The sequence below is a fragment of the Amycolatopsis sp. WAC 04169 genome (genome assembly GCF_003947535.1).
GTDB lineage: Bacteria > Actinomycetota > Actinomycetes > Mycobacteriales > Pseudonocardiaceae > Amycolatopsis > Amycolatopsis keratiniphila.
Genome location: NZ_QHJI01000008.1, coordinates 232,835 through 247,200 on the forward strand (window position 1 = coordinate 232,835; position 14,366 = coordinate 247,200).

Genomic DNA, 14,366 nt, shown 5'->3' on the forward strand with positions numbered 1-14,366 from the left:
CGGAGTCCGGGTCCCGTAAAAAATCGCGTCGCGAGGTGCCGCATGCCGCTCATTATGCCACAGCGATGCCGTCCTCCGGCTTGAAGCGACGGCGTGCTTCGCGGACGCGCGCGTGCACGAGGACGCTCATGGCCAGCCAGAACATCGGCATCGCGGGCCAGAAGAACGGCGCCCCGGAGGCCACCCAGCGGGCGATCAACAGCACCGAAAGCACGACGGCGATCGCGAGATGGATCCGCACCGCCGGATGCCCGAGGACGACCGGGCGCCGCTTCGGGGCGGGTTTCGGCAGATCCAAGGTGAGCGCGGCGAGGTCGTCCGTGTATTTGGCGGAATACACGGCGCTCAGCCGGTCTTCCACCTCTTCGAGAGTGAGACGGCCTTCACCGCCGGCGGCCTGGATGCGGGTGGCGACCCGCTCGCGGTCGGCGTCGGCGGCCCTGAGCCTGGAGGGAATCCCGTTGGTGTCCATGGCATCCGATCCTGCGCCGCGAACACCGCCAGCGCGTCGGACGGCAGGCGGCAACACCGCCTACGCCCGGCGCTGTAGCGTGGACCGGCGATGAACACCCTCTTCGATCTCCCAGCGGACGGTCCGGCCAAGCCCCGGCACTCCGACCTGCTCGACGACCTGAACCCGGCGCAGCGCGAGGCCGTGACCCACGCGGGCTCGCCGCTGCTGGTCGTCGCGGGCGCGGGTTCGGGCAAGACCCGGGTGCTGACCCGCCGGATCGCGTACCTGCTGGCCGAACGGGACGTGCACCCCGGCCAGATCATGGCGATCACGTTCACCAACAAGGCGGCCGCGGAGATGCGGGAGCGGGTGAGCGACCTCGTCGGCCGCCGCGCGAACGCCATGTGGGTGTCGACGTTCCACTCCATGTGCGTGCGGATCCTGCGCCGTGAGGCCAAAACGCTGGAGATGTCGTCGAGTTTCTCCATCTACGACTCGGACGACACGAAGCGCCTCATCACCCTCGTCGCCCGCGATCTCGACATCGACCCGAAGAAGTACGCGGCGCGCACGCTGGCCGTGCACATCTCGAACCTCAAGAACGAACTGATCGATCCGGAGACGGCGGTCGCCGACGCGGGCAACGACCTCGAACGCCGCGTCGCCGAGGTGTACGTCGAGTACCAGCGGCGGTTGAACCAGGCCAACGCGTTCGACTTCGACGACCTCATCATGCGGACGGTCGAACTCCTGCAGACGTACCCGGACGTCGCCGAGTACTACCGGCGTCGTTTCCGCCACGTACTCGTCGACGAGTACCAGGACACGAACCACGCGCAGTACACGCTGGTCCGTGAGCTGGTCGGCACCGAGACGAACGAGGCCGGGATCGAGCCCGCCGAGCTGTGCGTGGTGGGTGACGCGGACCAGTCGATCTACGCCTTCCGCGGCGCGACGATCCGCAACATCGAGGAATTCGAACGCGACTTCCCGAACGCGCGGACCGTGCTGCTGGAACAGAACTACCGCTCGACCCAGACGATCCTGAACGCGGCGAACGCCGTCATCGCGCGAAACCCGAACAGGCGCGCGAAGCGGCTGTGGACCGATTCGGGCGACGGCGAGAAGATCGTCGGCTACGTCGCGGACAACGAGCACGACGAAGCGGCGTTCGTCGCGGGCGAGATCGACGCGCTGGCGGACAAGGGCGAAGCGGACTACTCCGACGTCGCCGTCTTCTACCGCACCAACAACCAATCCCGTGTCTTCGAAGAGATCTTCATCCGCCTCGGCCTGCCGTACAAGGTCGTCGGCGGGGTGCGGTTCTACGAGCGGCGCGAGGTCCGCGACATGCTCGCGTACCTGAGGGTGCTGGCGAACCCGGAGGACACGGTCAGCCTGCGCCGCATCCTCAACGTCCCCAAACGCGGCATCGGGGATCGCGCCGAAGCCGTCATCGCGACGTACGCCGAGCGTGAGCGCATCTCGTTCGCGCAGGCGCTGCGCGGTGCCGTCAGCGGTGAGGTGCCGCTGCTGAACCCGCGCTCCGCCAAGGCGATCACCGGTTTCGTCGAGCTGATGGACGAGCTCGGCGAGGTCGTCGAGAGCGGCGCCGAAGTCGCCGACATCCTCGAAGCCGTCCTGGAGCGCACGGGCTACCGCGCGGAACTCGAGGAGTCCGACGACCCGCAGGACGCGTCGCGGGTGGAGAATCTGACGGAACTCGTCACCGTCGCGCGGGAGTTCACCGAATTCACCGCCGAGGTCGCCGGTCCGGACGGCGAGTTGCCGGAGGCGGACCCGGGGGTGCCGGAGCCGGGCTCGCTGCCCGCGTTCCTGGAGCGGGTTTCGCTGGTGGCCGACGCGGATTCGGTCCCGTCGCCCGACGGCGGCGACGACGGAGACGGGCACGACGCGGGCGTGGTCACATTGATGACCGTGCACACCGCGAAGGGCCTGGAGTACCCGGTCGTCTTCGGAACGGGTTGGGAAGACGGGATCTTCCCGCATATGCGCGCGCTCGGTGACCCGACGGAGCTGGCCGAAGAGCGACGGCTCGCCTACGTCGCGATCACGCGGGCGAGGAAGCGGCTGTACGTCTCCCGTTCGATGGTGCGCTCGGCCTGGGGCCAGCCGCAGATGAACCCGGCTTCGCGGTTCCTCGACGAGCTTCCCGCCGATCTGGTGGATTGGCGCAGGCTCGCGCCTTCCTCTTCTTCCGGTGGCTTCGGTTCGTCGGGCGGTTCGCCGCGGGCCGCGACGACCTGGGGCAGCCGAGGCGGTGGTGGCGGCTCGTCGTCGCGGGCGGCGAGCACGAGCCCGTTCGGCAAGGGCTGGAAGGACACCGTCGCGCTCAAGCTCGACGTGGGCGACAGGGTCAGTCACGACAAGTACGGGCTCGGAACGGTCGTCGCCTGCGACGGCACCGGCCCGCGTGCCACGGCGACGATCGATTTCGGTGCGGCCGGCAAGGTCCGCCTGATGCTGATCGGGAGCGTCCCGATGGTCAAACTCTAGTCCTGACCTGCGGTTTCTTCCTCGCGTCCGAAAACTGTCGGACCCTTCCCGTATACCTGTGTCGTCGAACACGAGTTCGACTTGCTGGGGGTATGCTGGGCAAGCCGGCGTCCCCGTTTCAGGGAGGGGGCGCATGGTGTGGACGGGGTGCTGTTTCAGGTTCTCTCGAGTGGGGTACTCGAGTACTTGCGGGGTGTTGAAGAAGGGGCGGGACCGGATCGGGGTCCGGAACCGCCGGAAGTGCTCAGGCTGGTCGCGGCCTGGCGCGCGTTACTGCGGGCACACGAACCGGACGGGGCCGGACGGTGTGTCGTATGCGGGCACGCGCGGCGATGGCTGTTCGGGCCGCGGCCAGCCGGGTATAGAAGTCTTTTCCGGAGACCTTTCGCCGGATGGCGGCCGATCGAACGGCGCCCGGCCGGTCTCTGCACGGTCTGGCAGATCGCCGTGGGGTACTTCGTCCGGAGACTGCCGGACGGCGTCGCCTGAGGCCTTTGAGGGCCCGGAAAATCACCCGGCGTCCGAGCCGGAGGACCTACGACGCTTCGTGATGCCCGCGATGGGGGAAGCGGAGGTCCTGAAGGCGCGCCTGAGCGTCATTGCCCGGCGCGCCCTCGTCACGGACGGGATCACCGGTGTGGTGATGAACGGTGGTGCGGAAAAGAGCGAGGCTCGATCAGTTGACGCTCACGCCACGGGCGGCGAGCCACGGGCGCGGGTCGATCTTCTTCGTGCCGTTCTGCCACACCTCGAAGTGCAGGTGCGGGCCGGTGCTCTGGCCGCGGTTGCCGACCTCGGCGATCTCCTCGCCGCACTTGACCTTCTGGCCTTCGCGGACGGAGAACGAGTTCATGTGGCCGTAGACGTGGATGGTGCCGTCGGCGAGCTGAACCTTGACCCAGAGGCCGAAGCCGCTGGCGGGGCCCGCTTCGATGACCGTGCCGTCGGAAGCCGCGACGATCGGCGTGCCGATCGGGGCCGCGAGGTCGATGCCGAGGTGGCTCGTGCCCCACCGGGCGCCGAAGCCCGAGGTGAAGGTGCCCTTGGTCGGCATGCAGGTCTTGGGCCGCTTGGCCTCTTCTTCGGCCTTGCGGGCCGCTTCGGCCTCACGCTTCACGCGGGCCTGGGTGATGCTGTTGTTGTCCGAGAGCTTCTGGGCCTCGGCGGAGGCGTTCGTCGACTGGCTCGTCGGCAGCAGTTCGGGGGCGCCACCACCGGCTCCGCCGCCGAGGGCGAACGAGGCGCTCGCGTCCTGGGTGCTGGCCAGCGGGGTGACGGCGGCGTCGGAGGATTCCGAAACGGACTTCAGGGTCTGCCCGGCAGCGGCGGCCGCGAAGGCGCCGGCAGCGACGGCTGCGACCACGACACGGCCACGAAGGGCCGAGGACGGGGGCGACAGGCGGTGCGAGCCCCGGACGCGAACGACCGCACCATCGAGTGCGTTCTCGAGCGCCGGGGAAGGAGCTTGGCCGCCGGGGGAGCGGTGTGAAGCCAAGACGGGGCCTTCCGTGTTCGGGGAGTCGGATCAAGAGCCCGGGCGGGGGATCCCGGTGAACGACCTCGGGGGTGGTTCGTTCGGTGCTCTCATTCGTGATCTGACTGTAATGGGGACCCCGGGACAGTAACGAAGCGGTACCCCGGTCAGCAAGATCTGACGGCGCTCTCGGCCGATCGGGCGACGGAGATCTGGCCGTTATCCAGTGAGGATTACCCAAAGTTAAACCAGGTTTACTCACAACCGTGTGACTTGCGTTACAGATTCAAGGGGCTGTTCGGGGGTACCGAACGGCCGGGAAGGGGGCGAATGAGGGAAATAACCGGTTGCCCGACGGTGTTGAACGGTCCTTAACCGGACTGGCCTCGTCACTGGGTGTCGTCTCGGTACTGCCGGTCACCTAGGGCGCCGCTCGGTTGCGCCGGGTGTCAAGGCCGCCGCGCGGTCGTGACGACCTGAGGGGCCCCTGCTGGCGGGCCCGGCAGGGCCCGGCTTGCTAGCGTCGCCGTCGATGACTTCGCGCTCACGGCACCCTGGTGGCGAATCCGCCGGGCAAGCCGACCCCGGGACCGCGTCCGCCGAACTTCTCCGGAGCGAACCGGGCGCCCGCCCGCGAGCGCTCCTGCTGTCGGCGGGGCTGGTGTCGGCCGGTGCGGTCGCGCTGGCCGCCGGCGCGCTGATGCCCGTCATCCGGGGTGGTTCGGCCGGATTCACCGCCGCTCCCTTGCTGGTCGTGCTGGCTTTGGCGCCCGCCGCGGCCGTGCTCTACGCACTGGTCTCCGGGCGCTCGGGGCTCACGGCGGGGCTGGTGTTCGGGCTCACCGCGCTCGCGCCCGGACGGCTGCTGCTGGATCTGCAGCTGCTCGCGGACGGCTCCCTGGCCGCGCGGCCGGAGCTGTTCCTCGCCGACCGGTTGCTCGCGATGCCGCAGGCGGGGCCGGGGCTGTGGCCGTTGGTGGCGGGGCACCTGCTCACCCTCGTGGCCGGCGCCTTCGCCGCCGGGACCGCCCGCGACGAGGCGGAGCTGGCGGGTGAACTCGACGGACGGCGTCGCTGGCGGTTGCTCGGGCCCGTGCTCGGTGTGGCGGGTGGGGTCGGTCTGCTGCTCGCGCCCATCGGTTCGGGCAACGCGTACCTCCTGGCCAAGAACGCCTTCGAGGGCCCGACGGTCGCGATGGCCGGATACCTGCTGCTCGCGGCCTTGCTGCCGTTGACGGTGCTCGTGGCCGTGAGCTCGCCCTCGGCCGGGGTCGGCAAGGGCGGGTTCGCGGGCGCGGGGCTGGCCGCGCTCGCGGTCGGTGTCCCGCCGGTGGTCGCGGGACTGGTCGTGGACCGGCTTTCGGTCGCGCCCGGTTCGGTGGTGGTGACCATCGCCGGTCTGGCGCTGGTCGGGCTGGCCTTCACCAGGTTCGACGTGGCGGAAGCGGACGAGGCCGTCACCGGCGACCTGGCGGGCGAAGCCAGGCTGCCCGGACTGTTCTGGTGGCGGCTGGCCACGGGAGGCCTGGCGCTGCTGGCCGCCGGTGCCGCGGCCGCGGGCGCGCTGGCCCCGGTGCTGAAGGCCAACGGCCCGACGCCGGTCCCCGAGACACCGGCGCGCTGGCTGCTGCTCGGTGCCGCCGTCGTGCTCGCCGTGCCCGCGCTGTTCGTCTTCGTGCCGCGGCTCTCGGCGTTCGCCAGGGGAATCGTCGCGGCCACGTGGGCGGGCGTCGTCCTCGCGGGCGCGGCGGTGCTGAGCGCGGCCTTGTCCGTCACCGAGGACAAGGCGGTGGACCCGGCACTGTTCGGTGTCGACCTCCCGGTGCCGTTGCCGGACAAGGTCGGCTATTCGGCCGGCGCCGGGGTCACCTGGACGTTCATCGCGCTCGTGCTGGCGGCGCTGGCCGCGCTCGCCGCGGTGATCACCGGTGTCGTGGAACGCGACGACTCCGATGAAGAAACGGACGAAACGCGCGTGAGCGGGACCGTGCTCACCCCGGTCGTCGCGGCGGCGGTGCTGGCGATCGCCGCGTTCGGCACGCCGGTGTTCGGCGCGCCCGGCTACACCGCCCCGGGACTGTGGTCGAACTTCGGCGCGGCGTCGTGGGGTGTGCTCGGCGCGCTGGCCGTCGTTCTCGGGCTGTACGCGCTCGTCCCGCGCTCACGGCCGGTCGCCGCGGCGTCCGCCTTGGCCGGGGCCGCGCTGGTGCTCGGCCTGCGCGCGGCTGAACTGCCGCTCGTCGGCTCGGAGTACGAGGGTTCCTCGGCGGGGGTCGGATTCTGGCTCGCGCTGGGCGGCGCCGTCGTCACCCTCGTCGCGGCCGGGATGGTCGTCGCGGGTTCACGGCGGGCCGGATGACCCGTCATCTCCTCCGGGTCGTGCTGGCCGAGTTCGGTGTCGAGGAAGGTTCGGCGGTCGCGCTGGGCAGGTTGCTGCGCGACGAAGGCGTCGAGGTCGTCTACGCCGGACGTCTCGACACCGTCGAACAACTCGTCCGGACGGTCGAACAGGAGGATCCGGACATCCTCGGGATCCTGCGGGGCGCGAGCGAACCGGAAGGGCTCGCCGAAACGCTCCCCGGCGTTCTGCTCTTCGCGGTCGGTAACGGCCCGAGCGGGTTCGACAACGCCTTCGAAAGCCAGGAAGACGCGGCGAACTGGGTCTCCGGTGTGCGGTCTCACACCGTGGAAACACCGTCTGACCGCGTACGGTGACCGACTTCACCAGGTGCGGAGTCCCCTGCTTCTGCGCAGGTCGCTAACCTCGACTGGTCCGACAGCGCGGTCCGGCAACGGACCACCACAGTGGCGTGTCGTCAGGAGACTGGAGTAGTGGACCTCTACGAATACCAGGCGAGGGATCTCTTCGCCGCCCACGGAGTACCGGTTCTGCCGGGTGCCGTGGCAAACACCCCCGAAGAAGCCAAGGCCACCGCCGAGAAGATCGGCAACCAGGTCGTCATCAAGGCGCAGGTCAAGACCGGCGGCCGCGGCAAGGCCGGCGGCGTCAAGCTGGCCCAGACGCCGGATGAGGCCGCCGAGAAGGCCGAGGCGATCCTCGGTCTCGACATCAAGGGCCACATCACGCGTCGCGTGCTGGTGGCCGAAGCCTCGGACATCGCCGAGGAGTACTACTTCTCCTTCCTGCTGGACCGTGCGAACCGCACCTTCCTCGCGATGGCTTCGGCCGAAGGTGGCGTGGAGATCGAGCAGCTGGCCGTCGAGCGTCCCGAAGCGCTCGCGAAGATCCCGGTCGACGCGATCGCCGGTGTCGACAAGGCGAAGGCCGTCGAGATCCTGACCGCGGGCAAGTTCCCGGAGAAGGTCGTCGACGAGGCCGCCGACGTCGTCGTGAAGCTCTGGGAGACCTTCGTCTCCGAGGACGCCACGCTGGTCGAGGTCAACCCGCTGGTCCGCGACCCGCAGGACAAGATCATCGCCCTCGACGGCAAGGTCACCCTCGACGAGAACGCCTCGTTCCGTCAGCCGGGCCACGAGGCCCTGGTCGACAAGGACGCGGAGAACCCGCTCGAGGCGAAGGCCAAGGCCAAGGACCTCAACTACGTCAAGCTCGACGGCGAGGTCGGCATCATCGGCAACGGCGCGGGCCTTGTGATGTCCACGCTGGACGTCGTGGCCTACGCGGGAGAGAAGCACGGCGGCGTCAAGCCCGCCAACTTCCTCGACATCGGCGGCGGCGCTTCGGCCGAGGTCATGGCGGCCGGTCTGGACGTCATCCTCAACGACACCGACGTGAAGAGCGTCTTCGTCAACGTCTTCGGTGGCATCACCGCTTGCGACGCGGTCGCGAACGGCATCGTCGAGGCGCTGAAGATCCTGGGCGACGAGGCCACCAAGCCGCTCGTCGTGCGGCTGGACGGCAACAACGTCGTCGAGGGTCGCCAGATCCTGGCCGACGCGAACCACCCGCTGGTCACCGTGGTGGACACAATGGACAACGCGGCCGACAAGGCCGCCGAGCTCGCCGCGGCAGGTGCGTGAGATGTCGATCTTCATCAACGAGAACAGCAAGGTCATCGTCCAGGGGCTCACCGGCTCCGAGGGCATGAAGCACGCGACCAAGATGCTGAAGTCCGGCACGAACATCGTGGGTGGCGTCAACGCCCGCAAGGCCGGCCAGACCGTCACCATCGAGGGCAAGGACCTCACCGTGTTCGGCACGGTCGAGGAGGCCATCAAAGAGACCGGCGCCGACGTTTCGGTCATCTTCGTGCCGCCGAAGTTCGCCAAGGACGCGGTCATCGAGGCGATCGACGCCGAGATCCCGCTCGCCGTGGTGATCACCGAGGGCATCCCGGTGCACGACTCGGCCTACTTCTGGGCTCACGCGGTCGCGACCGGCAACAAGACCCGCATCATCGGGCCGAACTGCCCCGGCGTGATCAGCCCCGGCAAGTCGAACGCCGGCATCATCCCGGCCGACATCACCGGCGCGGGCCCGATCGGTCTCGTGTCGAAGTCCGGCACGCTGACCTACCAGATGATGTACGAGCTGCGTGACATCGGTTTCTCGACCGGTGTCGGCATCGGCGGCGACCCGGTCATCGGCACGACGCACATCGACGCCCTCGAGGCGTTCGAGGCCGACCCCGAGACCAAGGTCATCGTGATGATCGGCGAGATCGGCGGCGACGCCGAAGAGCGCGCCGCGGCCTACATCAAGGACAACGTGACGAAGCCGGTCGTCGGCTACGTCGCCGGCTTCACCGCGCCCGAGGGCAAGACCATGGGCCACGCCGGCGCCATCGTCTCCGGCTCCTCCGGCACGGCGGCCGCGAAGAAGGAGGCCCTCGAGGCCGCCGGCGTCAAGGTCGGGAAGACCCCGAGCGAGACCGCCGTCCTGGCGCGCGAGCTGTACAACAGCCTCTGATCCTTCGGAGACTGAGCTTTCCCCCGGCGGGCCGGGCACCCTCACCGGTGCCCGGCCCGCCTGCTTTCCGCCCCGGATCGCGATTAGGGGGCTAAACGCACGTCGCGGGCCGACCTGCGTTTAGCGGGCTAAACGCGATCCGACGGCCGGGAAGGGGTTCCGCCGGGAACCTGATCGGGTGTACAGACGTCTCAGAGCCCGAGGCGTGGGGTGTCCGCGTGTGCGCTAGCGTTCGAGCATCACAGCCGCCTCGTTTGTCCCGGGAGTCCCGCGCGCCCCGGGGTGCCGGTCGAACGACAGGAGAGCATTCGGATGTCCTATCCCAGCGGTGGGCCCGGCTACCCCCAGCAGGGTGGCGGCCAGCAACACCCCAACCCCGCCTCCGGGGCCTTCCCTCAGCAGCAGGCGCCGTCATCGGCCGCCCCGCTGAACCTGGCGTTGCTGCTCGCGCTCGCCGTCACCGTCCTCGGCCTGGTGCAGTTCTTCATCGGCTTCTCCGACGAGGCCGACGCCGCCGGACAGGTCTCGGTCTTCCTCCTGGTCAGCGGTCTGCTCGCGGCCTTGCACGCGCTGCCGCGCGGCCCGAAGACACTGCCGTTCGCCGCGTTGTTCAGCGTCATCGGCGCCTTCGGCGCGCTGGACCTGGTCATCGGCTACGGGAGCGGCCGCGAGGACGTCTCGGTCCCGGGCATCCTCACCGTGGTGCTGATCCTCGGCATCCTGCAGATGCTGGTCGCGGTCGCCGCGCTGCTGTTCGAGCACGACGTCATCAAGCTGCCCGCCGCGAAGCCGCAGCAGCAGTCGCCGCAGGCCCCGTACAGCCAGCAGTTCCCGCAGCAGAGCCCGCAGGGTCCGTTCGGCCAGCAGGGTCAGCAGGGGCCGGCCGCCACGCAGGTCCAGCCGTTCCCCGCCGCGGGCCAGGGGCAGCAGCCCGCCGAGCAGTCCGGTCCGTTCTCCCAGCCCGGCGGGTTCCAGCCGCCGGTGACGCAGCCGCCGGGCCAGCAGGCCACGACGTACGCGCCGCAGCAGGGCCAGTTCTTCCAGCAGCCGCCGTCCTCGTCGTCGGAATCGGGCCAGAACCCGGGCACGCCGCCCGGCGGTTTCGGCCAGCAGAGCTGACCTTCCGAACGCGAAAACACCCGCTGTGACTCTCCGTGTCGCAGCGGGTGTTTTCTTTTGCGGGGGTACCCGACCGGGTGGGTTGGGCCACGTGCGCCGGCCGGCGGCGGCGTGCCTCACCCGGACGGCCCAGTCCGGATGTCATGGTGCGGTTCATGAAGCTGCTCACCCGCGACGAACGCCCGCCGGGCGAAGAGCCGGTGAGCGACCTCGTCCCCGAGCTGGAGGTCTCCAGGGCGAAGCGGGTTCGTGTGTTGCTCGCCGCCGCCTGCGCGCCGCTGCTCTTCTCCTATACCGCCATCGCGGCCGTGCTCGCGATGGTCTCGTTCGCCGCCGACCGGACCCGGTTCTCCGCCACCGGCGCCCTGCTCGCCGCCGGTCCCGGCTGGCTCGCCTCGTGGCAGGTGGAACTCGACCTCGGCGGTCATCCGCTCGGTGTGCTGCCGTTGCTGCCGACGTTCCTGGCCGGCTGGCTCGTGGCGAGGGCGGCCGCGCGCGCCGCCCGCCGGGTCGGCGGCCGGACCCCGGCGGACGCCGTCCCGGTGGTGACGGTGATCGCCGGGGCGCACGCGCTCTTCGGTGTGCTGATCGCCGTGCTGGCGGGTGGGTCGCCGATCGACGTGAATCCGCTGACCTCGTTCTGCGTGCCGGGTCTCCTCGCCGGGCTCGCCGCCGTCGCGGGAGTCGCCAAGGTGTGCGGGCTTCCGGCCGCGGTGCGGGACCGGTTCGACCCGGTGGCCGTCCACGGACTGCGGGCGGGCGCACTCGGCCTCGCCGCGCTCATCGCCTGCGGAGCCGTGGTGTTCACCGCGGCCACCGCGCTCTCGTGGTCCACTGTGGACAGTCTGTTCGAGCCGGGCTTCGGCGCGAGCTTCGGCCTGTTCGTGCTCTCCGTGGCCTACCTGCCGAACGCGATCGTCGCCGCGTTGTCGTTCACCACCGGCCCCGGTTTCTCGGTCGGCTCACTGACCGTCGGCATGTTCGGCTACCAGGAAGGGCAGGTGCCCGGGGTGCCGGTGCTGGCGGGGATCCCGTCGCACCACGCCGTCTGGTGGCCGGCGCTGCTGCTCCTGCCCGCGCTGGTCGGTGCGCTGGTCGGCTGGCGGATCCGCGCGATCGACGAGGATCCGATGCTGCGGATGCGCGCGGTCGCCGTCGCGGGCGCGCTGGTCGCGTTCGGCTGCGTCATCCTCGGGACCGTTTCCGGCGGCAGGCTCGGCGACGGGCCGTTCGACCCGGTCAGCGTGCCGGTCGGCGTCGCGTCCGTGATCGCCTTCTGCTGGATCGTCGTCCCCGGCGGGTTCGTCGCGTTCTTCGCCGGAGCGCACGAGGCCCCCGAGCCGCCTGGCGAACCCGAGGCCGAAGACATCGCCGAAGTCGAGGAAGAAGCCGAACCGGTCGAGGAACCCGAAGTGCTCGAAGACGAAGCACTCGACGAAGAGGCCGAAGAGGAACTCGCCCGGGAACTCGGCGAGGATTCCGACGAGGTCCCGGTGGAACCGGAGCCCGAAGCCGAGCCCGAGCAGGAGATCGCTGTGACCGAGTCCACCGACGGGTCCGGCGACGAAAGCGCCCCCGGCGACGACCGTTAGGGTTGTCGCGACCAGGTGAAGCGCCGTACGCCCGAGTGCGTACCGCCGTGGCAAGGAGCCCGTTCTGGCTAGTCGGTTGGACCTGCCCACTCCGGTGAAGCTCGTCGTCCTCGCGTCCGGTTCCGGCACGCTGCTGCAAGCCGTGCTCGACGCCGTCGAAAAGCCGAACTTCCCGGCGAAGGTGGTCGCCGTCGGGGCGGACCGCACCGGGGTCGAGGCACTGACCCGGGCCGAACGCGCCGGCGTGCCGTCGTTCACCGTGCGGATGGCCGACCACCCGGACCGCGCGGCGTGGGACAAGGCGATCACCGAAGCCGTCGCTGCCTACCAGCCGGACTTGGTCGTCTCCGCGGGATTCATGAAGATCCTCGGCGCCGAATTCCTCGCGCGGTTCCCCGGCCGCGTGATCAACACGCATCCGGCCCTGCTGCCGTCGTTCCCCGGCGCGCACGCCGTGGCCGACGCGCTGGCGATGGCCGTCAAGGTCACCGGGTCGACGGTGCATTTCGTCGACGCCGGGGTCGACACCGGGCCGATCATCGCGCAGGAGCCGGTGATCGTTGAGCCCGACGACGACGAAAACGTCCTGCACGAGCGGATCAAGGCCGTGGAACGCAGGCTCCTGGTGGAAACGATCGAGAAACTCGGCCGGAGCGGGTGCTCGGTCGAGGGACGAAAGGTGAGGTTTTCGTGAGTACCGCACAGGGACAGCGTCCCGTCCGGCGTGCGCTGATCGGCGTCTCGGACAAGGCCGGCCTGCTCGAACTCGCCACCGGGCTGCACGCGGCGGGTGTCGAGATCGTGTCGACCGGCGGCACGGCGAAGGTCATCGCGAACGCGGGGGTGCCGGTGACGCCGGTCGAAGAGGTCACCGGGTTCCCCGAGTCCCTCGACGGCCGGGTCAAGACGCTGCACCCGCGCGTGCACGCCGGCCTGCTCGCCGACCGTGACCGCCCGGAGCACGTCGAGCAGCTCAAGCAGCTCGACATCGCGCCGTTCGACCTGCTCGTGGTCAACCTGTACCCGTTCACGCAGACCGTCGCTTCGGGCGCGAGCCCGGAGGACTGTGTCGAGAACATCGACATCGGCGGTCCGGCGATGGTGCGTGCCGCGGCGAAGAACCACAACAGCGTCGCCGTCGTGGTCGACCCGTCCCGCTACGAGTGGGTGCTGGAGCGCGTCGCGGCGGGCGGTTTCGAGCTGGCCGACCGCAAGCGGCTCGCCGCGCAGGCCTACGCGCACACGGCGGCGTACGACACCGCCGTCGCCGCGTGGTTCGCGAACGTCTACGCGCCCGCGGACGACTCCGGCTTCCCGGACTTCACCGGCGCTTCGTGGGAGCGCGGCGACGTGCTGCGCTACGGCGAGAACCCGCACCAGAAGGCCGCGCTGTACAAGCACTGGCGGCCGGGCCTCGCGCACGCGGAGCAGCTGCACGGCAAGGCGATGTCGTACAACAACTACGTCGACACCGACGCCGCGCGCCGCGCCGCCTACGACTTCGACGCCCCGGCCGTCGCGATCATCAAGCACGCCAACCCGTGCGGGATCGCGGTCGGCGAGGACATCGCCGAGGCGCACCGGAAGGCGCACGCGTGCGACCCCGTCTCGGCCTACGGCGGGGTGATCGCGACCAACCGGCCGGTGAGCCGCGAGGCCGCCGAGCAGATCTCCGAGGTGTTCACCGAGGTCGTCCTGGCGCCGGACTTCGACGCCGAGGCGCTCGAGATCCTGCAGCGTAAGAAGAACGTGCGGCTGCTGAAGCTGCCCGCGATCACGTCGCCGGATCCGATCGAGTTCCGGCCGATCTCGGGCGGCATGCTGGTGCAGACCGTCGACACGATCGCCGCCGAGGGCGACGACCCGGCGAACTGGACGCTGGCCACCGGCGCGCCCGCCGACGAGCGGACGCTGGCCGACCTCGAGTTCGCGTGGCGTTCGCTGCGCGCGGTGAAGTCGAACGCGATCCTGCTGGCGAACGACGGCGCGACCGTCGGCGTCGGCATGGGCCAGGTCAACCGGGTCGACTCGTCGCGTCTCGCGGTGTCGCGGGCCGGGGACCGGGCGAAGGGCTCCGTCGCCGCTTCGGACGCCTTCTTCCCGTTCCCGGACGGGCTCGAAGTCCTCCTGGAGGCCGGCGTCCGCGCCGTCGTCCAGCCGGGCGGCTCGATCCGCGACGCCGAGGTCATCGCCGCCGCCGAGGCCGCCGGGGTCACCCTTTACCTCACGGGCACGCGCCACTTCGCCCACTGAGCCGACCTGCGTTTAGCCCCCTAATCGCGATCCGGGGTGCCTGAGGGCGTTCCCGGTGCCCGGGCT

11 protein-coding genes are annotated in these 14,366 nt (G+C 70.2%); 9 read left to right on the forward strand and 2 right to left on the reverse strand.

What is annotated here, in order from left to right; all coding sequences use genetic code 11:
- Positions 1-52: 52 nt before the first annotated feature.
- Positions 53-472: a DUF1707 domain-containing protein gene (locus tag DMC61_RS23380; RefSeq protein WP_125691237.1), complete on the reverse strand. Its 420-nt coding sequence runs from the start codon at positions 470-472 to the stop codon at positions 53-55.
- A 90-nt stretch (positions 473-562) separates the two neighbouring features.
- Between DMC61_RS23380 and pcrA the strand changes: the two genes are divergently transcribed.
- Complete coding sequence (gene pcrA / locus DMC61_RS23385; protein WP_125691239.1) at positions 563-2,971, forward strand: DNA helicase PcrA; 2,409 nt, start codon at positions 563-565, stop codon at positions 2,969-2,971.
- A 676-nt stretch (positions 2,972-3,647) separates the two neighbouring features.
- On the opposite strand, the gene DMC61_RS23390 is transcribed toward pcrA, so the two are convergent.
- Positions 3,648-4,334, reverse strand: a complete 687-nt coding sequence (locus DMC61_RS23390) for a M23 family metallopeptidase (protein WP_016331194.1) — start codon at positions 4,332-4,334, stop codon at positions 3,648-3,650.
- Between the two features lie 643 nt (positions 4,335-4,977).
- Here DMC61_RS23390 and DMC61_RS23395 point away from each other — a divergent pair.
- The 8 genes from DMC61_RS23395 (at position 4,978) to purH (ending at position 14,300) form a co-directional block, all read left to right on the forward strand.
- Positions 4,978-6,804, forward strand: a complete 1,827-nt coding sequence (locus DMC61_RS23395) for a hypothetical protein (protein ID WP_125691241.1) — start codon at positions 4,978-4,980, stop codon at positions 6,802-6,804.
- The gene (locus DMC61_RS23400; RefSeq protein WP_038519606.1) at positions 6,801-7,160 is read left to right on the forward strand and encodes a hypothetical protein; all 360 of its coding nucleotides are present in this window, start codon (positions 6,801-6,803) and stop codon (positions 7,158-7,160) included. The genes DMC61_RS23395 and DMC61_RS23400 overlap by 4 nt, the downstream gene beginning before the upstream one ends.
- A gap of 117 nt (positions 7,161-7,277) precedes the next feature.
- Positions 7,278-8,447, forward strand: coding sequence for an ADP-forming succinate--CoA ligase subunit beta (sucC, locus tag DMC61_RS23405; protein ID WP_016331197.1), 1,170 nt, complete (start codon positions 7,278-7,280; stop codon positions 8,445-8,447).
- 1 nt (position 8,448) lies between these two features.
- Entirely contained in the window at positions 8,449-9,336 is an 888-nt protein-coding gene (gene sucD / locus DMC61_RS23410; protein ID WP_016331198.1) for a succinate--CoA ligase subunit alpha, read from the forward strand.
- A gap of 312 nt (positions 9,337-9,648) precedes the next feature.
- On the forward strand, positions 9,649-10,455 hold the full coding sequence (locus DMC61_RS23415) for a DUF5336 domain-containing protein (protein ID WP_125691243.1): 807 nt from the start codon (positions 9,649-9,651) through the stop codon (positions 10,453-10,455).
- Between the two features lie 143 nt (positions 10,456-10,598).
- Positions 10,599-12,047 (forward strand): DUF6350 family protein, encoded by a 1,449-nt coding sequence (locus DMC61_RS23420; protein ID WP_125691245.1) that lies wholly within the window; start codon positions 10,599-10,601, stop codon positions 12,045-12,047.
- 76 nt (positions 12,048-12,123) lie between these two features.
- Entirely contained in the window at positions 12,124-12,741 is a 618-nt protein-coding gene (gene purN / locus DMC61_RS23425) for a phosphoribosylglycinamide formyltransferase (protein ID WP_016331201.1), read from the forward strand.
- A complete protein-coding gene (gene purH / locus DMC61_RS23430) occupies positions 12,738-14,300 on the forward strand; it encodes a bifunctional phosphoribosylaminoimidazolecarboxamide formyltransferase/IMP cyclohydrolase (protein ID WP_016331202.1) in 1,563 nt (520 codons plus the stop codon). The genes purN and purH overlap by 4 nt, the downstream gene beginning before the upstream one ends.
- Positions 14,301-14,366: the final 66 nt, after the last annotated feature.